Raw genomic sequence first — 24,801 nt, 5'->3', positions numbered from 1 at the left:
TGGTACAATTTGTAGAGCAAACATATGTTTTCTTAAAGGAGATTAGACGGACCATGTATGAATACCTCCACGGGACCATTACGGCTGTTTACCCGGATCACGTCGTTGTTGATGTTAACGGCGTGGGGTACCTGGTAAATACGGCCAATCCCTACCGCTACCAAGTGGGCAGTGAAGCCACCACGATTTACGTGTATCAAGCTGTTAGTGACAGTGCCCAAACGTTGTACGGCTTTGTAGATTTTGCAGAAAAGCAACTCTTTTTGAAGCTGATCAACGTGAACGGTATTGGCCCCAAGAGCGCCTTGGCCATTCTGGCAAATCCGGATCACCAGGGATTGATGTTGGCTATTAAGACTAACGATACAGGTTTTCTCACGAAGTTTCCCGGTGTCGGTAAAAAGACGGCTGGTCAGATTGTATTGGATCTGCAAAATAAGTTGGATGATTTAGCTCCGGCTGATGATGGCACGCTTTTCACACCGGAAGTGGCGACAACGGATGGCGAGAATCCTCAGTTGGCCGATGCCATTGCTGCCTTGACTGCACTGGGTTATCGAGCCACCGCAGTTAACAAAATTAAACCCAAACTCATGAAGTTTGCTGGCGAGTCCACGAATGATTATCTGAGCGAGGGCTTACGATTATTAACCAAGTAATGATGGAAAGGAGGGGCAGTTATGGCGGATGACGAACGAATCGTTTCACCGGAACCTGAAGATCAAAAAGAAGATTCTATTGAAAAGTCTTTGCGGCCGCAGACGTTGGCACAGTACATTGGGCAAGCTCCCATCAAGCATGAGCTGTCGGTTTATATTCAGGCGGCTAAGCAGCGTGAGGAATCGCTTGACCACGTACTACTATACGGGCCACCTGGTCTAGGGAAGACGACCCTCGCCATGGTGATCGCCAATGAGATGGGTGTTCAGATTCGCACGACCAGTGGTCCGGCCATTGAAAAGCCAGGCGACTTGGTGGCACTCCTAAATGAGTTACAACCGGGCGACATTCTCTTCATTGATGAAATTCACCGATTACCTAAAATTGTTGAAGAAATGTTGTATTCAGCGATGGAAGACTTTTACATCGACATTGTGGTTGGCCAGGGGCCAACGGCGCATCCCGTTCATTTTCCCCTTCCACCATTTACCTTGATTGGGGCCACCACGCGGGCTGGCCTACTGTCCTCACCGTTGCGGGATCGTTTCGGTATCGTTGAACACATGGCATACTACGAGACGGCTGACCTGCAAGAAATTGTGACGCGTTCAGCAGACATTTTTAACACGACGATTGCAACCGAGGGGGCCCATGAAGTGGCGCTCCGTTCGCGGGGGACGCCGCGGATCGCCAACCGTTTGTTGAAGCGGATTCGTGATTTTGCAGAGGTTTCGCCAGACCATTCGATGATTGATTTGGCCATTGTTGACCACGCCTTAAAACTGTTACGGGTGGATTCAGCGGGCTTGGATTCCACAGATATCAAATTGTTGGAAACCATGATCGATTACTATAATGGGGGCCCAGTAGGCTTGAACACGTTGGCGGCTAACGTTGGGGAAGAGACGGAAACGGTCGCGGCGATGTATGAACCCTACCTGCTACAGCGCGGCTACCTGAAACGAACCGCTCGGGGGCGAGTCGTGACCGCCGCTGGTTACGCCCACCTAGGCCGGGAACTTCCACCGACAGCCAATTCGTAAACGCACCGCCGCACCAGTGTGTGCTGTCAGGCAGGATGGTTGCTGAATTTAGATACTAAACCGAACTAATTAAGAATTTCTAGAAATAATTGGACGGATTCCCGGTATTCTGGTAAAGTTGTCCAATAGATAGATTATAAAGGGGTGAACGAACGTGTTAGATAGTTTTAACGTTGCCGCATCAACTGGTGGGTACTCAACGCTGATCATTTTGGTGGTCTTCTTAGGCTTGATGTACTTCTTAATGTTACGGCCACAACAAAAGCAACAGAAGAAGCACAAGGACATGATGAGCGAGCTTAAAAAGGGCGACCACGTCATCACGATTGGCCGGTTACACGGTGTGATTGATGAAATCAACCAAGCCGACCAAACGGCTACCTTGGATTGCGATGGAATCTACTTGGTCTTTGACCTTCGGGCCATTGCGCAAGTAACTTCCCAAGCACCACAAGCAGTAACTGCCCCAGCTGCTGAAGAAGCAACTAGTGAAGCTGCTACTGAAGACAAGCCAGCTGAAAACGATACTGACGATGCTGCCAGTGACGAAGCTGCTGAAAAAACTGACGACGAATCAGCTAAATAGTGTCAAAAGTTCGGTCTCTCGGAGGCCGTTTTTTTTTGCTGAATTTTAAAGATAAACAACCGGTGATGTTATTGGTTGGGCTTAAACAAGTGAATCGTTAATAGAATAAGCCACTATGGGTAGCAGGGAAAATTGGTGACTGAAAAAAAGGATGATGACAAGTTGTGAGACAGTATCATCATTGTCAACAATGTAAGCGGAGGTGGTCAGGACGGGCGCCAGCGGTGAAAATGGCGTTAGCTAACGGTTTTGGTTAGCTTAGGCCATGGGCGCATTTAAAGACACGGGTTTTTCGTGGCTTTAAATCGAGCGAGAAGCCCGCCCTTGGGCTGAAGCGTCCCCACAGCAGGCGCCCGCCCTGACCACCGGAGCGGATGTTATTAGCAACACCTATTGACTATTCAATCAAAACCGTTGAAGGCAAACGGATGTTTGGGTACAATAGGATTAGAAATTTGCTAAGCTGGGAGGTGACCGCGGTGGTACCCGCAAAATATACGCAACGAAAGATTATTCACGTTGATATGGATGCGTTCTACGCATCGATTGAGGAACGGGACCACCCGGAATTTAAGGGTCATCCCCTGATTATTGCGCGGGACCCCCGGCGCACGGGTGGGCGGGGGGTTGTGACCACCGCTAATTATGTGGCGCGCCAGGCGGGGGTTCATTCTGCTATGAATGCTAATGAGGCGTTAAAACTCTCACCCAATGCCACCTTTAAGGACCCAGATTTCTCCCATTATCGAGAAATTTCGGACCAAATTCACGCTATTTTTCATGAATATACGGACAAAATTGAAACTGTGGCGTTTGACGAAGCCTACCTTGATGTGACGGAGAATAAGCATCACATTCATTCGGCGGTTCAAGTCGCTCATGCCATTCAGGTAGAAATTTTTGAAAAGACTCACCTGACGTGTTCAACGGGGATCTCGTACAGTAAGTTTTTGGCCAAGGAAGCCTCCGACTTTCGGAAGCCAGTCGGGGTCAGTGTGATTTTACCGGAGGATGCCCACGATTTTCTCATGGCGTTGCCGATTGAGCGGTACCGGGGCGTGGGTAAGAAAACGGTGCCTAAGATGCACGAACTGGGGATTATGAACGGGGCGGACCTTTTTCAACGGTCACAGTTGGAGTTGATTCACGATTTTGGTAAATTTGGCTATGTCCTGTACCAACGGGTTCGTGGGATTGACGAACGGCCAGTGGAGTATTTACGAGAACGTAAATCGATTGGCAAGGAGCGGACGTACGGTCCGCCTCTGACCTCAGTGGGAGAAGTTGAAAATCAATTACAACGGTTAGCAGAAATGGTCGCCACGACTGTCAAGCAAAAACAACGTCATGGTAAAACCCTGGTACTGAAGTTCCGGGATAGTGAATTTAATACCATCACTAAGCGGATTACCCAGGATGACTTCATCGACAACGACGCCCAGGTGTACTATGATTTGGCGCTGGACTTGTACCATAGTGTGGCTAAGGATGAGGAACCGGTCCGTTTGCTGGGAATTACGATTACCGGCTTGGCGGCACAGACGTTTGAAAATTTAAAATTACCGTTATTTGGCCAGAATCGTGAGAAATAACAGACTTTCTTTGATATTACCCCGTAAAACTTGTATACTGAAACGCGGTATCGACGCGTCTTGGTCGAAAAAAACGGATAGAAAACGGGTGAACTATATTGGCCATTGAAACTGCCATTTTAGAAGAAATTAAAAAGTATGAAACGATTATTATTCACCGTCATCAACGCCCAGATCCTGATTGTATCGGGGCTCAATTGGCTTTACGGGACATTTTAAAAGCCAGTTTTCCTGATAAAAAGATCTTGGCTGTTGGGAAACATTATCCTGGCTTTGACTGGATGGGTCAGGCCGACCAGGACGTGGCTGATGAGGCCTTTCAGGATGCTTTAGTCATCGTGGTCGACACGGCTAACCAGCCGCGGATCGATGACGAACGGTGGCAGTCGGGGAAGGCGGTCATTAAAATTGACCACCATCCTAACGATGACGCCTTTGGTGACCTTCAGTGGGTATTGGATCAAGCGTCCAGTACGTCTGAGATTATTTATGACTGGTACGATGTGAACTCAGCTGAACTGACCATGCCTGACGATGCGGCTCGACTACTGTATGCCGGCATCATTGGGGACACGGGTCGGTTTATGTACCCGGCTACTTCTGCCAACACTTTTGCGGTAGCTAGCAAGCTTCTGACCTACAACTTTTCCATGACCGCCGTCAACCAGGCGGAAGATGAAATTTCGCCGGCCATGGCCAAGTTGTCCGCTTACGTTTACCAGAACCTCGAAATTCTGCCTAGTGGGGCAGCGTACCTGAAGCTGACCGATGAAATCGTCGAGTCCTTTGGCTTAGCAGCCAAGGATTCAACGTCTGCCGTGGTACCATTGCCCGGTAAGATCACGTCGGTCGTTGCCTGGGCAATTTTCGTTGAATCTAAGGACCAGACCTTCCGCATTCGGTTGCGGTCGAAGGGACCTTCCATCAATGAACTGGCGAAGAACCACGGTGGGGGCGGTCACGCTCTGGCCAGTGGTGCCACTGCCCACAATCAAGCAGAGATTGACCAAGTTATCCACGAGCTCGATGAGTTAGTGGCTAACGGTAAAGGAGAAAATGAATGAGCAAGGATTTTAAAGAATTTAACCTGCAGCCGTATTTAATGACGGCCTTGCACAAGATTGGCTTCGTGAAGCCTACGGCGGTTCAGGAAAAATTAATTCCCATCATCGCTTCGGGTAAGGACGTTGTCGGCCAATCACAGACCGGGAGTGGGAAGACCCATACGTTCCTGCTACCGATTTTTAATCAACTAACTGAAGAGAACCAGGTTCAGGCGGTTATCACGACCCCTAGCCGGGAACTCGCTTACCAAATTCACACGGCTGCGGAACAATTAGCAGCCGAAGCACCTTTTGAAATTCGAATTGGGAATTACGTTGGGGGTACTGATAAGAAGCGGCAGATTGAAAAGTTGCATCACTACCAACCCCAATTGATTATTGGGACACCTGGTCGGGTCAAGGATTTAATTGACTCACAAGCGCTGGACGTGCACACCACGCGGCAGTTTGTCGTCGATGAAGCCGACATGACGCTGGACTTAGGTTTCTTGGACCAAGTCGATAAAATTGCTGGACGGATGCCAAAGAACCTACAAATGATGGTCTTTTCAGCGACGATTCCTCAACGACTGAACCCGTTCTTACGTAAATATATGAACCATCCAGTTGTTGAAGAGATCCCAACTGATACCATTATTTCAGACACCATTGATAACTGGTTGATTTCAACCAAGGGGCAGAACAGAAACCAACTGATCTATTCCCTGATTACGATGGGCGAACCTTACCTGGTCTTGATCTTTGCGAATACCAAGACGCGAGTTGAACAAATTCACGACTTCTTGAAGAATCAAGGCCTCAAGGTCGCTATGATTCACGGGGGTATCAAGCCTCGTGAACGGAAGCGGGTCATGCGTGAAGTTAAGAACTTGCAGTATCAATTTGTGGTGGCAACCGACTTGGCTGCTCGGGGAATCGATATTGAAGGGGTTTCTCACGTGATCAACGATGATATTCCAGAAGACTTGGACTTCTTTATTCACCGGGTTGGCCGGACGGGCCGTCAGGGGATGCCTGGAACGGCCATCACCCTGTACTCACCAGATGAAGAAGCGAAGATCAGCCAGATTGAAGCGTTGGGGATCAAGTTCCAACCTAAGCGCATCAGCAATGGCGAAATTGTTGACTCCTATGACCGGAACCGCCGGACTAAGCGGGCTAAGAGTACTGCTAAGCTGGATCCAACTCTGATTGGGATGGTCAAGAAGAAGAAAAAGAAGATCAAGCCTGGTTACAAGCACCAAATCAAGCAGATTATTCACGCCAAGAAGGACCAAGAGAAGCGGATTGCGGCACGTCAAAGTGCGCGTAACGAGCGAAAACGGCGGAAGCGCGAATCAGACCGGTACCAATAATCTGAGATTCGTCAGTGAGCTGGCGCTTCAGAATTGACAAGGTCAGCTCGGCCACCTATAATTTTGAATGGACAATTAAATATATCTCGAGGACATACCCCCGGTTACGGATTTTAAGAAACGTTTTGGTTGCTGTGAAAAACGAGTCGGTGACGGGGTGGCGCTCCCTCAGTAACATCGCGACTCAGCGTTATGAGTTCAAGAGGTAAACGATTAAAACATCGTTGCAAGTAAAGTGGTACCGCGCTTCGGCGTCTTTACGGGCAACGGTGTTTTTGACATTTTTTGGAGGTTTTTAAGAGATGAAAGAGTTATCAAGTAGCGAAATTCGCCAGATGTACCTCGACTTCTTTAAGTCGAAGGGGCACGCAGTGGAACCAAGTTCTTCACTGGTTCCCCAAGATGATCCCTCATTATTGTGGATCAACTCCGGGGTTGCCACGATGAAGAAGTACTTCTCCGGCCAAGTTGTGCCAGAGAATCCCCGTATGACGAGTTCTCAAAAGAGTATCCGGACGAACGATATTGAAAACGTTGGGAAGACGGCGCGTCACCACACGCTGTTCGAAATGCTCGGGAACTTTTCTGTGGGTGACTACTTCAAGAAGGAAGCCATTGGATTTGCTTGGGAATTATTGACGTCACCGGATTGGTTTGGCTGGGACGCTGATAAACTGTACATGACGGTTTACCCTAAGGATACGGACGCCAAGGATGCTTGGGAAGCTGTGGGCGTTGCCCCTGACCACATCATTGCCGTTGAAGATAACTTCTGGGATATTGGTGAAGGTCCTTCGGGTCCTGACTCTGAGGTCTTCTATGACCGTGGTGAAGCCTTCAATAATTTGGCTGCCGACGACCCAGAGAACTACCCTGGTGGCGAAAATGAACGCTACTTGGAAGTTTGGAACATCGTGTTCTCCCAGTTCAACCACGAGCCAGATGGTAGTTACAAACCATTACCTCGTAAAAACATTGATACGGGGATGGGCTTAGAACGGGTCGTTTCCATTTTCCAAAATGCTCGGACGAACTTTGAAACCGACTTGTTCCTGCCAATTATTCATAAAACGGCTGAATTAAGTGCTGGTAAGAAATATGGTGACAACCACGAAGACGACGTGGCCTTCAAGGTGATTGCTGACCATGCACGGGCCATTACGTTTGCCATTGGTGATGGCGCCTTGCCTAGCAATGAAGGTCGGGGCTACGTTATCCGGCGGCTGATTCGGCGGGCAATCGTTAACGGCCAGAAGCTGGGCATTAACGGGGCCTTCTTGGACCAACTCGTCCCAGTGGTTGGTGAAATCATGCAGTCCTACTACCCAGATGTCTTGAAGCAAGCGGACTATATCGCTAAGATCGTTCGCTCTGAAGAAGACCGGTTTGGCGAAACGTTAAACGATGGGTTGAACCTGCTGAATAGCGTGATTGCTGATTTGAAAGAACAAGGTGGTACGCAAATTGACGGTGCCGATGCTTTCAAACTGTATGATACCTATGGTTTCCCCGTTGAATTGACTGAGGAATACGCGGATGACCAGGGCATCACGGTCGACCAAGCTGGTTTTAAGGCTGAAATGCAAAAGCAAAAGGACCGGGCTCGTAACGCGCGGGGTAAGCAAACGGCGATGGGCCTGCAACACGACCTGTTGATCAACGTCAAGACGCCTAGCGAATACGTCGGTTACACGGAACTAGAGACGACCAGTACGTTAACTGAGTTAGTGGTTGATGACCAATTGGCTGACGAAGCTCCAGCTGGTGCGACTGTAGAAGCAATGTTTGATACCACACCGTTCTATGCAGAAATGGGTGGCCAAGTTGCTGATAAAGGAGACATCTTGACTGGTGATGGGACTGTCGTTGCCCACGTAGCTGACGTCCAACACGCACCTAATGGTCAAAACCTCCACACGTTGACACTCGTTGCGCCGATGGAGAAGGGTACGAGCTATGAGCTGAAGGTTGACCGGAAGTTCCATAGCAAAGTTGAAAAGAACCATACGGCAACCCATTTGTTGGACAAGGCTTTACGCGAAGTGTTCGGCGAACATACGCAACAAGCTGGGTCATTAGTTGAAGGCGACTACTTGCGGTTTGACTTTACCCACTTTGGTGCCGTTGATCCCGCTGATTTAGCCAAGGCTGAAGCCATCGTTAACGAGAAGATCTTTGCTGAAATGCCCGTTAAGACGGTTGTGACCGACATCGAATCCGCTAAGAAGATGGGCGCCATTGCACTGTTCAGTGAAAAGTACGGGAAGACCGTTCGGGTCGTCAGTGCTGGTGACTTCGTGACCGAATTCTGTGGTGGGAACCACGTTAAGAACACCAATGAAATTGGACTGTTCAAGATTACCTCAGAATCCGGGGTCGGTGCCGGGGTTCGGCGGATTGAAGCCGTGACCTCAGCCGCTGCCTACAAGTATTTGCACGACCATGATGACATTTTACATGCCGTAGGGAGCGCTCTGAAGGTTACTCAGGTTACTGAAGTGACTCAGAAGGTTAGTGCCTTACAAGCACAAGTAAAGAGCTTAGAACAGCAACAAGCAGCCTTAGAAGGCAAGCTGGCTAGTCAAGAGGCTAGTGCCGTGTTCGATAAGATTACGACCGCTGGGAATTACCAACTGATCAGTGGGACCGTGCAAGTATCCAAGATGGACCAGTTGCGGGCTTTAGCAGACACTTGGCGTGACCAATCCTTGTCCGATGTGTTAGTATTGGGAGCCGAGGTAAACGGGAAGGCTAACCTGATTGTTGCGGTGTCTGCGGACAAGCAAAAGCAGGTCAAAGCCGGTGACCTGATCAAAGCCATTGCGCCTAAGATCAATGGTGGCGGCGGTGGTCGTCCTAACTTAGCACAAGCCGGTGGGAAGAATCCTGCTGGGTTGCCAGATGCGATGACAGCCGCGGTTGATTGGCTGAGTGAACAAGACTAGAATTAAGGCAAGCGGTGGTCATTTGATGACGGCTTGCTGAATAAGATTGTTAAACAGCGGAGCCTGGGAAAGTTTCTCCCGGGCTCTTGCCACCGGCAGTATTACGAATAGGTTACATTGAGAATCGTTCATTGTAGTTTTGTCGGCAATCGAGTAAAATTGAGGCTAAGTGAGAAGTGCGGGGGTGTTTATAGTGAGTTCATTAGACAAAACGATGTATTTTGACTTTGGGGCTAACCAGCCAAAGGATGTCCACGATACGCTGGTAACGGTCTATCAAGCACTAGAGGAAAAGGGTTATAACCCAATTAATCAGATTGTCGGCTACCTACTATCGGGCGATCCTGCATATATTCCACGTATCAATGATGCGCGGAACTTGATTCGTAAGCACGAACGCGATGAGATCATCGAGGAACTGGTGCGGGTTTACTTGAATCAGAATGGACCGGTGAAGCCTAAATGAAGTTAATGGGATTAGATGTTGGTTCCCGTACCGTGGGGATTGCCATCAGTGATGCGTTAGGTTGGACAGCACAGGGTGTTGAAATCATCCGGATCAACGAAGAGGAAGAAATTTTTGGGATCGACCGTGTGGCCGAGTTGGTCAAAGCTCACGAAGTTCAAGGCTTTGTGGTGGGCCTTCCCAAGAACATGAACAATTCGCTAGGTCCCCGGGCCGCTGCTTCCAAGCGGTACGGTGAGATGTTGACCGAACGTTTCCATATGCCCGTTGATTTTGAGGACGAGCGGTTGACAACGGTTGAGGCGGAGCGTATGTTAGTTGAACAGGCGGATACGTCTCGCCGCAAACGTAAAAAAGTTATTGATAAATTAGCAGCCGGGTTGATCTTGCAGAACTATTTAGATCGGCGAGGAAAATTAACCCGAGAAAAGTGAGGTTTCCCATGAACGAAGACCAAGAACAAATCACATTAGTTGATGAAAACGGTAATGAAGAATTATACGATGTCTTATTTACCTTTGAATCTGATGATTTTGGTAAGTCATACATTTTGATTTACCCATCCGGCAAGAGCGAAGACGAGGAAGTTGACATCCAAGCCTACGCTTTACCAGCCGATGATGACCCAGCTAACCCATCCGGTGGTGACTTGCAATTAATCGAGTCCGATGAAGAATGGGACATGGTTGAATCAGTTCTGAACACCTTCTTGGCTGACGGAACGATTGATCCTAACGCTGGCAAGAAAGACTAGTCAGTGACGAGGAAAGGACGGAGTATTCCGTCCTTTTTTGTTTGGCATGAGTTTACGGAATATTAAGACGTCAAAACGTGCGTCCGGCCCCCCATTAATGGTAAAATAAGGCATTGTGCAAAACAGGGGGAATTTAAAATGACCGAAGAAACACACCGTTTCAAAGCCGTCATTGCGGGCAAGAGTTACACGATTGTGGGCCAAGCAACGGACGAGCATATGCGAGCAGTAACGGAATTACTCAATGATCAATACAAACAACTAAAAGAGTTATCACCTAAAATCAGTAAGGAAGACGCTGCGATTTTGATGGCGTTTAATGCCATTTCCGATCAGTTGAAAATGGCGGCGGCCAGTGATCAATCAGCTCCCAAAAAGGATAACGCGGAAACGGGGGACTAGTTTGGTACTCAGTTTAATAATTTTGGCAGTTCTCTATTTTGGTTTTCGCCGGGGCTACCGGCGGGGATTAGTGCTCCAGATACTGAACACCATTGGCTACATTATCGTGTGGCTAGCAGCCCGATTTGGTGCTAAACCATTGGCAGCAGGGATTGGCCAGTTTGTGGGTAACCTTTCGCTCAATAGTTCAGTGAGTGCGGTGACGGCCAGCCAGAGTAGTTCCTTTTTCCTAAATGGGATTGCCTTTTCTGCTATTCTAACGGTGGGTTTCTTTATCACACATCGCATTGCCTACACGTTAAACAAGGTGACGTGGCTGCCAGTCATTCATCAAGTAAACTCGTTAGCAGGCGGTCTCATTAATTTGGTCATCCGCTACATCGTGATTTTTTTAATTCTAAATTTAATTATCCTGTTACCAAGTACGGGATTACAAAAAAGTTATCAAGCCTCGCCAGTGGCCCAGTTTATCGTGAAACAAACGCCAGTTTTATCAAAACAGGTGTATAGCTGGTGGTTAACTGAGCAGGCGGCTTAACAACAATCGGTAGAGAGGAGAGCCCGATGAATCAAAAAACATTAAAAATTATGGAATACGATCGCATCAAGCAAGCGTTACGGGGCTACTTAGTCTCCGCAGCGGGTCAGCATGAATTGGCCCAGCTAGCGCCAACTGCCGATGCTAAAGAGCTACAGATTTGGTTAGACGAAACACGTGATGGTGCGGATATTTACCGTTTAGAGAGTGGCATTCCGTTGCCTAAACTCGATGATATTCGACCCCACCTCCATCGTTTAGAGATGGAAGCGGCGTTAAACGGGCTAGAATTGGCGCAAATCAGTCGGGTTCTTTGGACGACGGGGTCCGTGGTGAAATTTTTCCACGACCTAGCTGAAAAAGAGGTTGATTTACGTCGGCTCAATCGCGTTGTCAAAGAGTTAGTGACGCTGCCAGATGTGACGCGTCGGTTGCGGACGTCCCTGGAAGATGATGGTCACGTTACCGATGAAGCGTCACCAGCCCTGCGGCAGATTCGTCAGCACATTACGTCGACGGAAGCTGAGATTCGGCGAACGATGGATCAGTACACGCGCGGCAAAGACGCCAAGTATTTGAGTGAAACCATTGTGACGATTCGGGATGACCGGTACGTTATTCCCGTGCGTTCTGAATATAAGCAACGGTTCGGGGGCATCGTCCATGACCAAAGTGCCAGTGGCCAAACGTTGTTTATTGAACCGCAAGCAGTGGTTGGTTTAAACAACCGATTACGGCAGAATCAGATTGATGAGCGACATGAGGAACAACGGATTTTGGCCGAATTGACGGCATTATTGGACCCTTACCAGGAAGAAATTTTACGCAACGCTGAGTTGTTAGGCCACTTTGACTTCATTAACGCTAAGGCCAAGTATGCGCACCAACTAAAGGCCACAGAACCTAAGTTGTCGGTGGAAAATCAAGTGAGTCTGCGTCAGGCCCGGCATCCATTGATTGATCAAAAGAAGGTCGTGGCTAACGATATTGCGATTGGGAAAGACTACAAGGCAATCATCGTGACGGGGCCCAACACTGGTGGGAAAACGATTACCCTGAAGACGCTGGCCTTAGTGCAACTAATGGGCCAATCAGGTCTCTTCATTCCGGCTAATGAGAACAGTGTTATCGGTGTGTTCAACGATATCTTTGCGGATATTGGGGATGAACAATCTATTGAACAGAGTCTGAGTACGTTCTCGGGGCACATGGAAAATATCGTCGCTATTCTTCAGCAAGCTGACGACCACAGTCTCATCGTGGTCGATGAACTGGGTGCCGGAACCGATCCGCAAGAAGGGGCAGCCTTGGCCATCGCTATTCTGGATGAAATCGGCACGTTGGGCAGTTACGTGATGGCGTCGACCCACTATCCAGAGCTGAAGGCGTATGGTTATAACCGGCCTGATACCATCAACGCCAGTATGGAATTTAACGGCGAAACGTTACGGCCAACCTATCACCTGTTGATTGGGATTCCTGGACGGAGTAACGCGTTAGACATTGCAGCACGCTTGGGAATGCCTTCGCAGGTAATCGACGCGGCTCGCGGCCTGACGGATCAGGATAGTCAGGACTTAAATGCCATGATTTCTGATTTGACGGAACAGAAGCGGCGGGTCGATGCGGATGCTGAAAATCTTCAAACGCAACTGACTGAAGCCGAAGAGTTACACGATGACTTGCGGAAGCAATTCGACGCTTATCAACATCAAAAGGATCAGTTGATGACGGATGCGAAGCGTGATGCTAACCGATTGGTTGATGAGTCCCGTAAGCGGGCCAACCAAATCATTTCAGACCTCCGTAAGAAGCAGTTAGCGGCTGGTAAGAGTGTCGTTAAGGAAGATGAGTTGATTGCGGCTCAAGGGGCCTTAAACGCCCTTCAGCAGGACACTAAGCTCAAGAAGAATAAAGTCTTGCGTCGGGAAAAGGCCAAGCTGGACTTCCACAAGGGTGACAGTGTTTTGGTCAAGTCATACGGCCAAATCGGGGTGCTGATGGAGCAGCTTGATGAGGGCCATTGGGAAGTGCAATTGGGAATCTTGAAGATGAAGATTGCCAACAATGATCTGGAAAAGGCTAAGGATCCAGCTAAGTCGGCCAAGCAACCACGGGCAAGTGTCAAACGTAGTGGGTCTAGCGGAATGTCGCCAACCCTTGATCTGCGTGGTCACCGTTATGAGGAGGCCATGGCTGAGGTCGATCGGTACATTGACTCTGCCTTGCTGGCCGGTTACCCATCCGTGACAATTATTCACGGTAAGGGGACCGGAGCCTTGCGCACCGGGGTCACTAATTATTTGAAGCGGAATAACCGTATCAAGAGTTTTGGCTTCTCACCAGCTAATGCTGGGGGCGACGGCTCAACCGTTGTACGGTTTAAGTGAGGATAAATTTAGGTTTTCAGAATTAGTTTTCAAGTGCTTAGAAGGGTCTGGGACCAAAGTCCCAGACCCTTCTGGCGTTCCGACTAGATACTTTGAAAGAGCTATTAGCGGCGAGTGCATTTCAAGGATATGACGATTAATCAACACGAATAAATTGTAAGCAACTTAGTTGTGATTTCAGAATATTCTGGTAGACTGGAAGCTATAGCAATGATGAACTTTGAGAGGGAGGCAATACAATGGTTTCTGAGACAACTGATAAAACCTTTGAACAGGATACCGCTACTGGCGTTACCCTGACTGACTTTTGGGCAACTTGGTGTGGTCCTTGTCGGATGCAATCACCCGTTGTTGAACAATTATCTGAGGATATGGACAACGTGACCTTTAACAAGATGGATGTTGATGCTAATCCGAACACGCCACAATCTTTTGGCATTATGAGTATTCCAACCTTGCTGGTTAAGAAGGATGGCCAAGTGGTTGACTCCATCGTGGGTTATCACTCCAAAGATCAATTGAAGAAGATTTTAAACCAATACGTTGAAGCTTAAGCCCTAATTACGGTGCTTGTATTGATGCAAAAAGGAGTTGAGACGTGGTCTCAGCTCCTTTTTTGAACCATACTGTCAATTTTGACGAAAAAAACTGGTCAAAGACCCGTCGGTAGGTATTCTAAATTTGTGAATGAAGTGGTCAGTGGGTCTGCTATTCGGTCGGGGTATCATTCTCAGAATTAGCTGGCCGAACTAACTTCAGGGGTTCTGGGGCGTCATAGTCTGTAATGACGTCATCTGGATCAGTGTATACCTCAAAGGTGACCGCCGTTGCTTGAAGCTTGCGGGGACTATCGACTAGTTCGGCTTCCGTCGCGACGCCAAGTTGTTGCGCCATCATTTCAGCCAGAAAGCCAGCCTCTAAAGTAAAGTCTGTTTCACCAGTCACCTGTTTTCTAAGCTTAACGGGTTCTCCCGCGAGCTGCCAGCGGGTCATCTGCATGGTTTGTTTGACCAGAGTTAGTTCACCAAACCCTGCTTGGTCAAAGAAGAGCGCCGCATCCTTGGGGTTGCCAAGTGGAAAATGGCGGGCAAGGGCTTTACCAGCCCAATAGTTGATGTCACCCTGGGCGTCACCCAACAATTCGGGTAAGAGGGTTTCCCGCAGTAACATTTGTGGTAAATAGGCAGCGCCGTTGGCTTCACCCATGACGGTTTGATATAAGTTTTTCACGATGGTTGGCTCCTTCATCCGAATAGATTCTGATTATATTATACCGTATATTTTTAGGGAAGTTGGACTGTCAGGAAATTTAACCATTTTTTAGTTGTCAGAAGCGTTTTGGCTGACCCGAAACTTGAAAACGATTCATAAAAAGGCGATAATATAGTTTCAAGTAATTCGCGAAGGAGCGTTGATTCATGCAAAAAGATCCAATTGGACTGATGGATTCAGGAGTCGGCGGCTTAACGGTTTTAAAGGAAGTTCAGCGACTCATGCCGAACGAAAATACGGTATTTCTAGGGGACCAAGCACGATTGCCATACGGGCCACGGTCGGTGGCGGAAGTCACGACCTTTACGCGGCAAATTGCCAGCTACTTAAAACAACGGGCAAATATTAAAATGTTGATCATCGCCTGTAATACCGCAACCGCAGCGGCGTTGCCTCAGATACAAAAGGAATTTCCCTTTCCCGTGGTGGGGGTCATTGCTCCCGGCGCACAGGCGGCGGTTGCGACCACTAAGAACCATCGGATTGGTGTGATTGCGACTGAGGGAACGGTGAAGAGTGATCAGTACCGCCAAGATATTTTACGCGCGGATTCCCAGGCAGTTGTGAAGAGTGCTGCGTGTCCAGCAATGGTGACGTTAGCCGAACAGAATGATTTGACTTCACCCCACGCGCTAACAGTGGTCAGCGAGAGTTTAGCGGCATTACGGGGCCAGCAGTTAGATACGTTGGTGATGGGCTGCACGCATTATCCACTATTGGCGGGGGTAATCCAACAAGCAATCGGGTCCGACGTGACGTTGGTTGATCCCGGAACGGCAACTGCTCAGCGAGCCCAACAAATTTTGGCTGAGCAACAGCTGACAAATACGAGCCACGATGGCGTGACAGCGGCTTACTGGACCACTGGTGATGCCCAGCAGTTTGACGAGTTGGCCACCGATTGGTTGGGTAAGTCAGTACACGCCCAACATTTACCAGTCGCAGAGTTAGCGAGTTTAACGGAGGAAAACTAACCATGGAAAATACAATCGTGATTGCCACGAATAATGCGGGAAAAGCGCGGGAATTTCGCGCCATTTTTGAGCCCAAGGGTCTGACAGTTAAGACACTGGCAGATTTTCCAGATCTCGATCAGGTTCAAGAGACCGGAACGACTTTTACTGAAAATGCAACGTTGAAGGCAACAGCAGTCGCTCAGGCGACGCAGTTACCCGTGTTGGCTGACGATTCAGGGTTGATGGTGGACGCGCTGAATGGCGAACCCGGCATCTATTCGGCTAGATACGCTGGAGATCATGATGATGCGAAAAACAATGAAAAATTGTTAGCGAACCTAGCTAACGTGCCAGCTGACAAGCGGACGGCAGCCTTTCACACCTCATTGGTGTTGGTTAAGCCCAATGGTCAGCAACTGGTGAGCACTGGGGAAGTGCGTGGTCAGATTCTTACGGCTCCGCGTGGCGCAGATGGTTTTGGCTACGATCCCTTATTCTTCGTTCCCGCTGAGGGCCAGACCTTTGCTGAAATGAGTTTGGCAAAGAAAAATCAGCACAGTCATCGGGCCAAGGCGACCGCGGCGATGTTACCTCAGTTTGACGCATGGTGGGAGGCCTAGGCAATGACAAAATGGTTAGTGGTCAGTGATAATCACGGTGATCGAGACATTCTGGTCAGCCTAAAAGCGACGTTACAACCAGACACGATCTTTCACTGTGGGGATTCTGAAATGGCGGCGGATGATCCTTGGTTTAAGGACGTCTATGCGGTTCAAGGAAACATGGATTTTGGCAGCACGCTACCAATGGTGGAGACGCCCTTGGTTGACGGTCAGCAGGTCCTGCTGACACATGGTCACCATGATGACGTGAACTGGGACTTGACTAAATTAAAATTGCGGGCGGATCAAGAAGAAGCCGCCTTTGTTTTCTACGGCCACACGCATCAGTTGGCCGTCGACCAGGAGGGTGGACACATCTTCGTTAATCCTGGCAGTATTAGTCAACCACGTGGGGAGTATGAACGCCTCGGTGGGACGTGTGCTTTGATTACGTTAACTGATAAAGCGTGGACGATTCAATACTATGATCGCCAAGCCCAACCCGTTTCAGAATTAATGTTTACGTTTAACCACGCTTAGTTGTAGAAAGGATGAGACTCCCATGATTGACCCCGCTGTTGCGCGAATGCTGCGTAATGATCCCAAGAGCTATGTGATTTCCGCTGACATTGTCGCGAACGTGACTGCGACAAATACGTTGGAACACGCCTTTATGGTCCTGTCGAAGGTGGGCTATAGTCGGATTCCCGTGTTGGATGCGGACGACCACCTGCAGGGGATGATCTCCTTGGCGGTGATTACGGATAAACTCTTGCATGTCCCGGGCGCCGCAGTTGATCAGTTAAGCAATTATACGGTCGCCGATGTGATGTTGCCGGTGGAGCACTGGGTCGATGATCCGACAAAACTCGAAACTATTTTAAACTATATGATTAACGAGCCGTTTATTCCGTTGGTTGATGAGCATAAAGTCTTCCAGGGGATTATTACGCGGCGTGAAATTTTAAAGCGAATTAACTACTTAGCACATAACTTAGCTAACTATTATGAAGTTATTCCGCGGGAAAATGTGGTGGAAGAAGATAAGTAGGGTGTTAAGTGTGTCACGCTTTCTTCGTTAATAAATTGAATATTACTATGAAACCCCCAAGGTTGGACGGAAGTCTCAATCTTGGGGGTTTTAATATGGTCATGTTTAGTAGTTAGTCTTCCTGAAGCGGGATAGAGACCCGCGTTAAATATTCTTGCGGAGTGGCCGAGAGAGTTTCGTCAATAAAGCTTTGTTCATAACTGTAAGGTCCCAGTTCGAAGTGATGTTGGTGAGCATAGCGCCGAATCTCCATGTAGATTTTATAAGTATCCCGGTAGTCACCATGATAGAATCCCGTTAAATATGTACCTTGTGGTTTGATGTAGTTGCTATCTTCGGCACGAACTTCGCAATAGTAGTAATTGTAAACTGTCTTACCACTTAAAAAATTATCTTTCCCAACCATGGCGCCTAAAGCACTGCCAAATTGATTTGTTTGGTAACGGAAATTTGTGATTTTCGAGATTTCAACGGCTTGTTCTTCCGGCGAAATATCCTGAAAGCTCTTTGAGCGGAATAAAAACTGTGCTGGCTGGCTTTCGATATGAATGGTTTGTGTATCAACTGTCTTGGCGCTTTGGATAATTTGGATACGTTGTTGAAGTGAACTAGCCAGGTTTTCTCCAAGTGTAATTTCTTTTTGGACCTTTTTTAACTGTTGTGAAAAAATTTTTTGACTGGACTGAGGGTTACGATTTTGTAAGATGTTTTTGATCTCTTCCAAGGACATACCAATGCTTTGAAAACTACGAATGACGCTAAAGAGATCAAACTGATTCAGTGTATAGTAACGATAGCCATTTGGTCCAATTTCAGCCGGATTAAAGAGTCCAATCTTGTCGTACCACAATAGCGTTTGTTTCTTAACGCCTGTAAGGCGGGCAAACTCACCGATTCGATATTGTTTTGTGTTCATTTGCACATTCCCCTTTACTCTATAGTTACCGTAGGGTTTATCTTAACATTGTAAATGATATCACAAATCAGGAGGGAATATTATGAATTTTCAATTTAATCATCAGACCCGAATCATTTCTGGTGCGGGTGAATTAGATAATGTTGGGGATCACGCACATGGACTATCTGCAACTAATGCATTGATTGTCTGCGATTCCTTTTTCAAAGGTTCAGCAGTTATGGCGCGAATTCAGAGGTCTTTGAGTAGTATGGGAATTAAGTCACAAGAATTTGCCGATGTTCAACCGAATCCCCGCGATTATGATTGTGAAGCAGGGGCTAAGCTAGCTGAGGAACAGAACGTTGATTTAGTCATTGCTTTAGGTGGTGGCAGTGCCATGGATGAAGGGAAAGCTATCGCAGCGTTAGTGACTAACGGGGGAACGTGTTCTGACTGGGATGCCAAACCGTTAGCGCAACACATGCTACCCATAATCTGCATTCCAACTACGGCGGGAACGGGTAGTGAAGTTACTTTCTGTGCGGTAATTGATGATACTGAACGTCATTTCAAGATGGCTTTTCAAGATGAAGTTAATCTGATTCCAACGATTGCGCTATTGGATCCTGAGCTGACATTAACCTTACCAGCTAAAGCAACCGCTGGCCCAGGGATGGATGTTATGACTCATGCAATTGAGGCATACACGTGTAAAGTACATAATCCGATTTCAGATGCTCTAGCTCTACAAGCGATTCGACTAGTTCACGAAAATCTAGTGCAGGCGTTTAAATCACCACAAGATATTACGGCTAGGGAAAATATGTTAGTCGCATCTTCTATTGCTGGCATGGCTTTTATCAATGCTAATGTTGGATCCGTTCATGCTTTGTCTGAAACTATTGGGGCACTCCATGATTTTCCTCATGGCTTAGTGAATGCTCTGTTGTTGGTACCGACAATTGAATACAATTTGGATTCAAATTGGAAACGGTTTGCCGATATTGCCGAGGCATTAGGAGTGTCTCAGTTGGATTCGGCTGAAGAAACTGCCCGTGCCGGTGTAGAGGTTCTTCGTCAGATGATTCGCCAATTTGATTTACCAAACTTAAAAGAACTAGGCGGTCTCAACTCGGATGAATTTGTTGGAATCTCAGAGAAGGCCATGAAAAATGACCTAACATTGGATAATTCGAAAACGATGACAGCATCGGCATATGAAGAAATTATTGAAAAAGCCTACAACCTCTAATAATTGAAAGGAAGTAACTCTCATGAATATCAAACAATTTGATGACCTCTCCTTAGATTTAAACGATGACACACCGATTTATCCGGGCGACCCAGAGCCTCATTTCGAAGTGGCCACGACCACGGAACACGATGGGTACAATTTATCTAGTATCCACCTAGGGTCTCAATCCGGATCACATGTCGACGCACCGTTTCACTTTCGGGATGAAGGCACTCGAGTAGATGATATGCCACTCGACCTCTTCTTTGGAAAGGCAATGCTGATTGACGTTACGGGGAAGGGTGAAAACGAACCGATTACATTGGACGACGTCGCCCCATATTTGGAAAACGTTACGACACACCCGTTTGTTTTATTTAAAACTGGGTGGACGGATAAGTACATTCATACAGAGACTTACTTCAAGCACCCATTTGTTAGTGGTGAAGTAGCTGAGGCATTGGTGGCACATGGAATTAAATTCTTAGGAATTGATACGATTAACGCCGATCAAACTGGTGGCACTGAATTTCCAGTACATGACCTTTTCAGTAATCGGAGCTTGATGATTGGGGAGAACTGGGGGCATTTTGACCGTATTCAGAGTGATAACTTCTATCTAGCTAGTTTCCCGATTCGGTGGCATTGTGATGGCTCTCCGGTACGGCCAGTGGCGATTGAGGTAGTGGATGATGACTAAAAATAAGATTGGATACTACTTGCGAAAATGTTTAGCCGTTGTTCCTTCTGTTCCGGTTTGTGCTTTGGGTGTGGATTTCTTCGTTAAGGCAGGATGGGGGACAGATCCCCTGACCATGTGGGAGTTAGCTTTATCCTCAACGTTTAATATCTCGTTAGGAATGGCGTCACTAACTTTTGAAGGTGGTATCTTCGTCTTATTTTTCTTCTTGAATCGCAAATTGGTTAATTTTGGATCGTTTGCATATTGTTTTGGGATTGGTCCTTGTCTAGATCTGATGTCACCGGTGGTTAATGCTGTGATTCCGGGCAGTCCCTCGGTTGCGGTCAAGATTCTTTGTATTATTATTGGAACAGCCTTAGTTTGTCTGGCCTTGGCGTACTATATTCCGATGGATTTTGGTTACCAGACTTCAGATATTTTGACCCTATCACTGGGGGAAATTATTCATAAGGGCTATGGCATCTCGTTGACAATTGTTTATGCAATCCTGTTCAGCGCCGCTTGGTTACTTGGCGGAGCCTGGGGGATTGGGACATTAGTAGCTATCTTTGGTTATGGGCCAATCGTTGACCAACTGATGAAAGTTCTGACACCATTTTCTAAATGGGTGGCTGAAGGCAAAGTGAGTAAGTTAAATTCTGAAATGGTGAACAATTAACACCCAAAAAACACCTGAGACACTGGTCGTTTCCGACCAGTGTCTCAGGTGTTTTATTTGGTATCTAAAGATTGAAAGTACTGAAACACCAATTATGCCTGATACAACAGGAATTGGGTATGGGGGTAGTCATTGGTAGGAAATTAATGCCTGCCTGTTTGCCAATAATATTGAGCAAGTGCTGTCAGCCAGGCATTTAAGCTAACTTAGTTTCCAAGAACCCGTTTAACCGGAGGTGGTCAGAGATGGAGCCAGCTGTGTCGACGGTGTTAGCCGATTTTCGGCTTACAGCGTGGGACGTGTTTGGAGACTGGTGGTTTTTTCCAGGCTTCAAACCGAGCCGAAGGACCGCTTTTCAGGCCGGAGGCGTTCCCCACAGCAGGCGGAATCTCTGACAGCCGCAGGTGGCTGGGTGGGACTAATTTTAAGTCTAAAATGCCTTATTATTAACGGCTTCTGTACTTTCAACCTTTAATTGGTATTTATGATTGAAAGGGTTACTTGCTAGGTGTCGTGGTATGCGTCGGCAGTTGAATGCCAGCCGTCCGAATCGCTTTTAGGTATGCGGTCAGGAAGGTCGCTTGTAGGGCGTATTGGCTGCCACTCTTAGCGACGACAATCACCTGGTATACCAGTTCTCCAGTAGGGAGGGTGACGACGCCAATCAGGGCTGGATCGCCGATGATGTTGGGGTGGTCGGGCTTGAGATGATCATTCACGTCGCGGATGATGCTAGGTAATTGTTCAACCGGAGTGGTAGATGCAATGGGAATATTAACGGTCGCCCGCATGTCATTACGGGAGCGGTTAGAGATGATGGTAATGTTGCGATTGGGGATGAAGTTCACGGTACCGTCAGCGCTGGTAACCTGGGTGGTCCGCAATCCCATTGCAGTGACGGTTCCTTCAATCGTGCCAATCTGAACAGTGTCACCAACGTCGAGCTGTTGTTCGAACAGAATAGAGATTCCAGTGACCAAGTCGCTTACAAAGCCTTGAGCTCCGAGACCTAAAGCTAAACTGAAAATCCCAGCACCAGCAATTAACGTTCCCACGGGTACGCCTAAAGTGGAAAGGAGTGCGTAAATCCAAAAGAACAGAACTGTATAGTGAAAGATGTTCATCGAGAGCATGCTGATGGTTTGTAGGCGATTGCTGGGGCCAGATTTTGGAACCAGGTAACGCTTAAAGCTGCGGTTCAAGATCCATTTTCCCACGATGTTGATCACTAGGAATAGCAGGGTCAGAAAGAGTAGCGAGAGAAAACGACTCGTGATCAGGTGCAAGAATTTTTCCCAGTCAAACGAATTGACGTAGTTTTGAAGCCACTTAGAAGAGGTGGCAGTGGAAGTAACTAGGGCCGTCAAGGGACGAGCCTCCTTTGAAAAAAGATTATGTTCCCAGTTTAGCAGATTTTAGCGGGGGTGCCCACAGCTCCGGGAGAAAACACACGTGAATTAGGGGTTTTAATTGCGTGTCGTGCGCGAGAATGCTATTCTATTGGTAAGTAACGAGTACAAGGAGGGGTTGTCATGACCGGTGGACAAGTAGCGGGCCTGATTGCAGCAATTGCGTTTCTAATCTTGGTTCTCTTCATTGGCATGTTCTTAGTAAAGATGAATAAAACGTTGAGTGAGGTTAACCGCTCAATGAAAACGATGACATCGGACGTTGACGTAATTAGTCATCAAGCCGAAGACATCATGGCAAATGCCAACGAGCTGTTGGAGGACGTCAACAAGAAGGTTGCGACCATTGACCCAGTCTTCCAGGCCGCCGCTGATTTGGGCGAGAGCGTGTCCGATTTGAACACTGCGACCCGTAACTTGACTGAGCGCGTAAGTGATACTGCCAAGACGACGGCAAAAACGTCCTTGGCTGCGCGAGTTGGCAAGACCGCTTTTGATTTATACAAGAATCATAAGAATAAAGATTAATCACGGAAAGGGAGTCATGAGAATGGCAAAACACAAGCTCTTAGCAGGATTATTATTGGGTGGGGCTGCGTATGCAGCATATCACGCCATGGATTTGGAACAACGTGAAGCCTTAAAGGACGCCGCTCGTGACCGGTACAACACCTTAAAGGACCGGGCCGTAGATTACGCCTTCTACGCCGCTGATGCTGTCGATGATTTCAAGGAAACCATCGATGACCATTTGGCTGGCAAGGACAGCGCGCCGGCTTGGCAAAGCGCTGCATCCGATGAAACGAGTGATGATGCCGATGACGATATCGTTCTGAGTAGTAATGAAGTTGCTGACTTACCAGATGCCGAAACTGCTGATGCATCCAGTAGTGAAGCTGACGAGCCAGCTGCTAGCGACGACTCAGCCAGTGACCAACCCGTTTAATTAAATGAAGTTAGTTGCCGCGATGTGAATCGCGGCTTTTTTGTTGGCTAATTTATCAAGTTGCTCTGCCAATCCGTAGCGGACATTAAAAAGACTTCCTCTACAAAAAGATGTAGAGAAAGTCCAAGTGTCAGTATTTAGCCAACGTAAGTTAATTCTTTAGACGTGTGGGTGAACGGTAAGCTACCGTCAGCCGTCACGTGGATGCAGTCTTCAATCCGGACACCGGCAACACCGGGGATGTAGATACCGGGTTCAATCGAGAAGCACATGCCGGGTTCCAGTACCAAGTCGTTTCCAGCCATAATGGATGGGAATTCGTGGTCGCTCATCCCCATACCATGACCGGTCCGGTGAATGAAGTATTCGCCGTAACCAGCTTTGGCGATGATGTCGCGGGCAATTTTATCCACGTCTGCGGCAGTCATCCCAGGTTTTACCGCTGCCTGAGCAGTGACTTGGGCTTCCAAACAAACAGCGTAGATTTCCTTTTCCTTGGCCGTTGGGGTGCCTAAGGCTACCGTCCGGGAGGCATCGGAGATGTAGCCATCGTAGACGGTTCCCAGGTCAAACAAGACGAGTTCATTGTTCGCAAATTTCGTATCGTTGGTGGCACCGTGGGGTTCAGCGGCGTGAGCACCAGCTTGAACCAAACTCCCGAAGGACATTTCCATGATGCCTTCCTTCATTAGAGCGTATTGGAGTTCAGCAACGGCGGATTGTTCCGTCTTGCCAGCTTTAACGGCCGCAAAACCGTGTTCAAAAGCAAAGTCGTCCCACTTGCCGGCGATTTCTAGTTTCTTGATTTCATCGGCAGACTTGATTAACCGGGTGTGGTCAATAAAGCTCGTGATATCGAGGTCAAATTGTGGGTTTGTGAATTGCGCGGCCAGAGCTTCCATCCGGGCCACTTGCAGTTGGCCCTTTTCGAGTGCGATGTGGTCGGGGGTCACGTGACGGGCCTTGATTTGGTCCGCAATCATCGCCCAAGGATCTTCGTGGTCTAAGTAACCGATAACGGGGAAGGCCCAACCGGTCTGCTTAATAACTTCGACTTCTAAGGCTGGTGCAAAAATAAATGGATCTTGGTCTGGGAAGATGACGAGTGCCAGGACCCGTTCAATCGGGTCACTCCCAAATCCAGTGAGATACTGGATGGTTTTGGGATTGCTGAGATAGGTAAAGCTGGCGTGGTGTTCTGCTGTCCATTGCTGAATCTGTTCGAGTTTTGTCATTCAATCACCCCTTAAAATTATGAGTTAATTATAGCATATGAG

At 47.9% G+C, this 24,801-nt stretch carries 27 protein-coding genes; 23 read left to right on the top strand and 4 right to left on the bottom strand.

Translation table 11 applies throughout. The features are described 5' to 3' along the window. Window positions 1-53 precede the first annotated feature (53 nt). The 14 genes from ruvA (at window position 54) to trxA (ending at window position 14,349) form a co-directional block, all read left to right on the top strand. Window positions 54-659, top strand: a complete 606-nt coding sequence (gene ruvA / locus EKM75_RS01290; RefSeq protein WP_125691380.1) for a Holliday junction branch migration protein RuvA — start codon at window positions 54-56, stop codon at window positions 657-659. Window positions 660-680: 21 nt separating this feature from the next. Next, window positions 681-1,703 carry a Holliday junction branch migration DNA helicase RuvB gene (ruvB, locus tag EKM75_RS01285; protein ID WP_125691378.1) on the top strand — a complete coding sequence of 341 codons (1,023 nt, stop codon included), beginning with the start codon at window positions 681-683 and terminating at the stop codon, window positions 1,701-1,703. Window positions 1,704-1,857: 154 nt separating this feature from the next. Next, window positions 1,858-2,289 carry a preprotein translocase subunit YajC gene (yajC, locus tag EKM75_RS01280; protein WP_125691376.1) on the top strand — a complete coding sequence of 144 codons (432 nt, stop codon included), beginning with the start codon at window positions 1,858-1,860 and terminating at the stop codon, window positions 2,287-2,289. A gap of 524 nt (window positions 2,290-2,813) precedes the next feature. Beyond that, window positions 2,814-3,881 carry a DNA polymerase IV gene (gene dinB / locus EKM75_RS01275; protein WP_382339028.1) on the top strand — a complete coding sequence of 356 codons (1,068 nt, stop codon included), beginning with the start codon at window positions 2,814-2,816 and terminating at the stop codon, window positions 3,879-3,881. A 98-nt stretch (window positions 3,882-3,979) separates the two neighbouring features. Continuing rightward, on the top strand, window positions 3,980-4,945 hold the full coding sequence (locus EKM75_RS01270) for a DHH family phosphoesterase (RefSeq protein ID WP_125691372.1): 966 nt from the start codon (window positions 3,980-3,982) through the stop codon (window positions 4,943-4,945). Continuing rightward, entirely contained in the window at window positions 4,942-6,300 is a 1,359-nt protein-coding gene (locus EKM75_RS01265; protein ID WP_125691370.1) for a DEAD/DEAH box helicase, read from the top strand. Before EKM75_RS01270 ends, EKM75_RS01265 begins: the two co-directional genes overlap by 4 nt. Window positions 6,301-6,602: 302 nt before the next feature. Continuing rightward, the gene (gene alaS / locus EKM75_RS01260) at window positions 6,603-9,245 is read left to right on the top strand and encodes an alanine--tRNA ligase (RefSeq protein ID WP_125691368.1); all 2,643 of its coding nucleotides are present in this window, start codon (window positions 6,603-6,605) and stop codon (window positions 9,243-9,245) included. A gap of 193 nt (window positions 9,246-9,438) precedes the next feature. Then, complete coding sequence (locus tag EKM75_RS01255; protein ID WP_125681796.1) at window positions 9,439-9,711, top strand: IreB family regulatory phosphoprotein; 273 nt, start codon at window positions 9,439-9,441, stop codon at window positions 9,709-9,711. Further along, the gene (ruvX, locus tag EKM75_RS01250; protein WP_125691366.1) at window positions 9,708-10,145 is read left to right on the top strand and encodes a Holliday junction resolvase RuvX; all 438 of its coding nucleotides are present in this window, start codon (window positions 9,708-9,710) and stop codon (window positions 10,143-10,145) included. Before EKM75_RS01255 ends, ruvX begins: the two co-directional genes overlap by 4 nt. A gap of 8 nt (window positions 10,146-10,153) precedes the next feature. Continuing rightward, window positions 10,154-10,465, top strand: coding sequence for a DUF1292 domain-containing protein (locus tag EKM75_RS01245; protein WP_125681792.1), 312 nt, complete (start codon window positions 10,154-10,156; stop codon window positions 10,463-10,465). Between the two features lie 138 nt (window positions 10,466-10,603). Further along, complete coding sequence (locus EKM75_RS01240; RefSeq protein WP_125681790.1) at window positions 10,604-10,867, top strand: cell division protein ZapA; 264 nt, start codon at window positions 10,604-10,606, stop codon at window positions 10,865-10,867. Window position 10,868: 1 nt separating this feature from the next. After that, window positions 10,869-11,405 (top strand): CvpA family protein, encoded by a 537-nt coding sequence (locus EKM75_RS01235; protein WP_125691364.1) that lies wholly within the window; start codon window positions 10,869-10,871, stop codon window positions 11,403-11,405. 26 nt (window positions 11,406-11,431) lie between these two features. Beyond that, entirely contained in the window at window positions 11,432-13,795 is a 2,364-nt protein-coding gene (locus tag EKM75_RS01230) for an endonuclease MutS2 (protein ID WP_125691362.1), read from the top strand. A 239-nt stretch (window positions 13,796-14,034) separates the two neighbouring features. Continuing rightward, window positions 14,035-14,349, top strand: a complete 315-nt coding sequence (gene trxA, locus EKM75_RS01225) for a thioredoxin (RefSeq protein WP_125691360.1) — start codon at window positions 14,035-14,037, stop codon at window positions 14,347-14,349. Window positions 14,350-14,503: 154 nt separating this feature from the next. On the opposite strand, the gene EKM75_RS01220 is transcribed toward trxA, so the two are convergent. Then, complete coding sequence (locus EKM75_RS01220; protein ID WP_125691358.1) at window positions 14,504-15,025, bottom strand: YslB family protein; 522 nt, start codon at window positions 15,023-15,025, stop codon at window positions 14,504-14,506. A gap of 188 nt (window positions 15,026-15,213) precedes the next feature. Here EKM75_RS01220 and murI point away from each other — a divergent pair, with 188 nt between their 5' ends. The 4 genes from murI to cbpB are packed head-to-tail and all read left to right on the top strand — an operon-like array spanning window position 15,214 to window position 17,676. Further along, on the top strand, window positions 15,214-16,041 hold the full coding sequence (murI, locus tag EKM75_RS01215; RefSeq protein ID WP_125691356.1) for a glutamate racemase: 828 nt from the start codon (window positions 15,214-15,216) through the stop codon (window positions 16,039-16,041). A 2-nt stretch (window positions 16,042-16,043) separates the two neighbouring features. Then, window positions 16,044-16,643: an XTP/dITP diphosphatase gene (locus EKM75_RS01210; protein WP_125691354.1), complete on the top strand. Its 600-nt coding sequence runs from the start codon at window positions 16,044-16,046 to the stop codon at window positions 16,641-16,643. 3 nt (window positions 16,644-16,646) lie between these two features. Continuing rightward, the gene (locus EKM75_RS01205) at window positions 16,647-17,165 is read left to right on the top strand and encodes a YfcE family phosphodiesterase (protein ID WP_125691353.1); all 519 of its coding nucleotides are present in this window, start codon (window positions 16,647-16,649) and stop codon (window positions 17,163-17,165) included. A gap of 22 nt (window positions 17,166-17,187) precedes the next feature. Further along, window positions 17,188-17,676: a cyclic-di-AMP-binding protein CbpB gene (cbpB, locus tag EKM75_RS01200; RefSeq protein ID WP_125691350.1), complete on the top strand. Its 489-nt coding sequence runs from the start codon at window positions 17,188-17,190 to the stop codon at window positions 17,674-17,676. 112 nt (window positions 17,677-17,788) lie between these two features. Here cbpB and EKM75_RS01195 read toward each other — a convergent pair whose 3' ends face one another. Then, window positions 17,789-18,592, bottom strand: a complete 804-nt coding sequence (locus EKM75_RS01195; protein WP_125691348.1) for a MerR family transcriptional regulator — start codon at window positions 18,590-18,592, stop codon at window positions 17,789-17,791. A gap of 82 nt (window positions 18,593-18,674) precedes the next feature. On the opposite strand from EKM75_RS01195, the gene EKM75_RS01190 reads away from it, so the two are divergent. From EKM75_RS01190 to EKM75_RS01180, 3 genes are read left to right on the top strand one after another with little or no spacing between them, the layout of a single operon-like run. Beyond that, complete coding sequence (locus EKM75_RS01190; RefSeq protein WP_125691346.1) at window positions 18,675-19,826, top strand: iron-containing alcohol dehydrogenase; 1,152 nt, start codon at window positions 18,675-18,677, stop codon at window positions 19,824-19,826. 22 nt (window positions 19,827-19,848) lie between these two features. Further along, window positions 19,849-20,508 carry a cyclase family protein gene (locus EKM75_RS01185; protein ID WP_125691344.1) on the top strand — a complete coding sequence of 220 codons (660 nt, stop codon included), beginning with the start codon at window positions 19,849-19,851 and terminating at the stop codon, window positions 20,506-20,508. After that, complete coding sequence (locus tag EKM75_RS01180; RefSeq protein ID WP_191988780.1) at window positions 20,498-21,169, top strand: YczE/YyaS/YitT family protein; 672 nt, start codon at window positions 20,498-20,500, stop codon at window positions 21,167-21,169. The genes EKM75_RS01185 and EKM75_RS01180 overlap by 11 nt, the downstream gene beginning before the upstream one ends. Before the next feature lie 497 nt (window positions 21,170-21,666). Here EKM75_RS01180 and EKM75_RS01175 read toward each other — a convergent pair whose 3' ends face one another. After that, window positions 21,667-22,536, bottom strand: coding sequence for a mechanosensitive ion channel family protein (locus EKM75_RS01175; protein ID WP_125691342.1), 870 nt, complete (start codon window positions 22,534-22,536; stop codon window positions 21,667-21,669). A gap of 165 nt (window positions 22,537-22,701) precedes the next feature. On the opposite strand from EKM75_RS01175, the gene EKM75_RS01170 reads away from it, so the two are divergent. Together EKM75_RS01170 and EKM75_RS01165 are read left to right on the top strand one after the other, a co-directional pair. Further along, the gene (locus EKM75_RS01170) at window positions 22,702-23,106 is read left to right on the top strand and encodes a DUF948 domain-containing protein (RefSeq protein ID WP_125681769.1); all 405 of its coding nucleotides are present in this window, start codon (window positions 22,702-22,704) and stop codon (window positions 23,104-23,106) included. Between the two features lie 22 nt (window positions 23,107-23,128). Further along, a complete protein-coding gene (locus EKM75_RS01165) occupies window positions 23,129-23,524 on the top strand; it encodes a hypothetical protein (protein ID WP_125691340.1) in 396 nt (131 codons plus the stop codon). Window positions 23,525-23,661: 137 nt separating this feature from the next. Here EKM75_RS01165 and EKM75_RS01160 read toward each other — a convergent pair whose 3' ends face one another. Continuing rightward, window positions 23,662-24,759: an aminopeptidase P family protein gene (locus tag EKM75_RS01160; RefSeq protein WP_125691338.1), complete on the bottom strand. Its 1,098-nt coding sequence runs from the start codon at window positions 24,757-24,759 to the stop codon at window positions 23,662-23,664. Window positions 24,760-24,801: the final 42 nt, after the last annotated feature.

It is taken from the genome of Levilactobacillus tongjiangensis (assembly GCF_003946345.1).
GTDB lineage: Bacteria > Bacillota > Bacilli > Lactobacillales > Lactobacillaceae > Levilactobacillus > Levilactobacillus tongjiangensis.
This window is presented reverse-complemented; position numbering and strand designations above follow the sequence as displayed.

Excerpts from the sequence above, each read along its gene's own strand:
- ruvA (WP_125691380.1), top strand. The coding sequence starts at position 54 with ATGTATGAATACCTCCACGGGACCATTACGGCTGTTTACCCGGATCAC.
- ruvB (WP_125691378.1), top strand. The coding sequence starts at position 681 with ATGGCGGATGACGAACGAATCGTTTCACCGGAACCTGAAGATCAAAAA.
- dinB (WP_382339028.1), top strand. The coding sequence starts at position 2,814 with ATGGATGCGTTCTACGCATCGATTGAGGAACGGGACCACCCGGAATTT.
- EKM75_RS01265 (WP_125691370.1), top strand. The coding sequence starts at position 4,942 with ATGAGCAAGGATTTTAAAGAATTTAACCTGCAGCCGTATTTAATGACG.
- alaS (WP_125691368.1), top strand. The coding sequence starts at position 6,603 with ATGAAAGAGTTATCAAGTAGCGAAATTCGCCAGATGTACCTCGACTTC.
- ruvX (WP_125691366.1), top strand. The coding sequence starts at position 9,708 with ATGAAGTTAATGGGATTAGATGTTGGTTCCCGTACCGTGGGGATTGCC.
- EKM75_RS01245 (WP_125681792.1), top strand. The coding sequence starts at position 10,154 with ATGAACGAAGACCAAGAACAAATCACATTAGTTGATGAAAACGGTAAT.
- EKM75_RS01240 (WP_125681790.1), top strand. The coding sequence starts at position 10,604 with ATGACCGAAGAAACACACCGTTTCAAAGCCGTCATTGCGGGCAAGAGT.
- EKM75_RS01230 (WP_125691362.1), top strand. The coding sequence starts at position 11,432 with ATGAATCAAAAAACATTAAAAATTATGGAATACGATCGCATCAAGCAA.
- trxA (WP_125691360.1), top strand. The coding sequence starts at position 14,035 with ATGGTTTCTGAGACAACTGATAAAACCTTTGAACAGGATACCGCTACT.
- murI (WP_125691356.1), top strand. The coding sequence starts at position 15,214 with ATGCAAAAAGATCCAATTGGACTGATGGATTCAGGAGTCGGCGGCTTA.
- EKM75_RS01210 (WP_125691354.1), top strand. The coding sequence starts at position 16,044 with ATGGAAAATACAATCGTGATTGCCACGAATAATGCGGGAAAAGCGCGG.
- EKM75_RS01205 (WP_125691353.1), top strand. The coding sequence starts at position 16,647 with ATGACAAAATGGTTAGTGGTCAGTGATAATCACGGTGATCGAGACATT.
- cbpB (WP_125691350.1), top strand. The coding sequence starts at position 17,188 with ATGATTGACCCCGCTGTTGCGCGAATGCTGCGTAATGATCCCAAGAGC.
- EKM75_RS01195 (WP_125691348.1), bottom strand. The coding sequence starts at position 18,592 with ATGAACACAAAACAATATCGAATCGGTGAGTTTGCCCGCCTTACAGGC.
- EKM75_RS01190 (WP_125691346.1), top strand. The coding sequence starts at position 18,675 with ATGAATTTTCAATTTAATCATCAGACCCGAATCATTTCTGGTGCGGGT.
- EKM75_RS01185 (WP_125691344.1), top strand. The coding sequence starts at position 19,849 with ATGAATATCAAACAATTTGATGACCTCTCCTTAGATTTAAACGATGAC.
- EKM75_RS01180 (WP_191988780.1), top strand. The coding sequence starts at position 20,498 with ATGATGACTAAAAATAAGATTGGATACTACTTGCGAAAATGTTTAGCC.
- EKM75_RS01170 (WP_125681769.1), top strand. The coding sequence starts at position 22,702 with ATGACCGGTGGACAAGTAGCGGGCCTGATTGCAGCAATTGCGTTTCTA.
- EKM75_RS01165 (WP_125691340.1), top strand. The coding sequence starts at position 23,129 with ATGGCAAAACACAAGCTCTTAGCAGGATTATTATTGGGTGGGGCTGCG.
- EKM75_RS01160 (WP_125691338.1), bottom strand. The coding sequence starts at position 24,759 with ATGACAAAACTCGAACAGATTCAGCAATGGACAGCAGAACACCACGCC.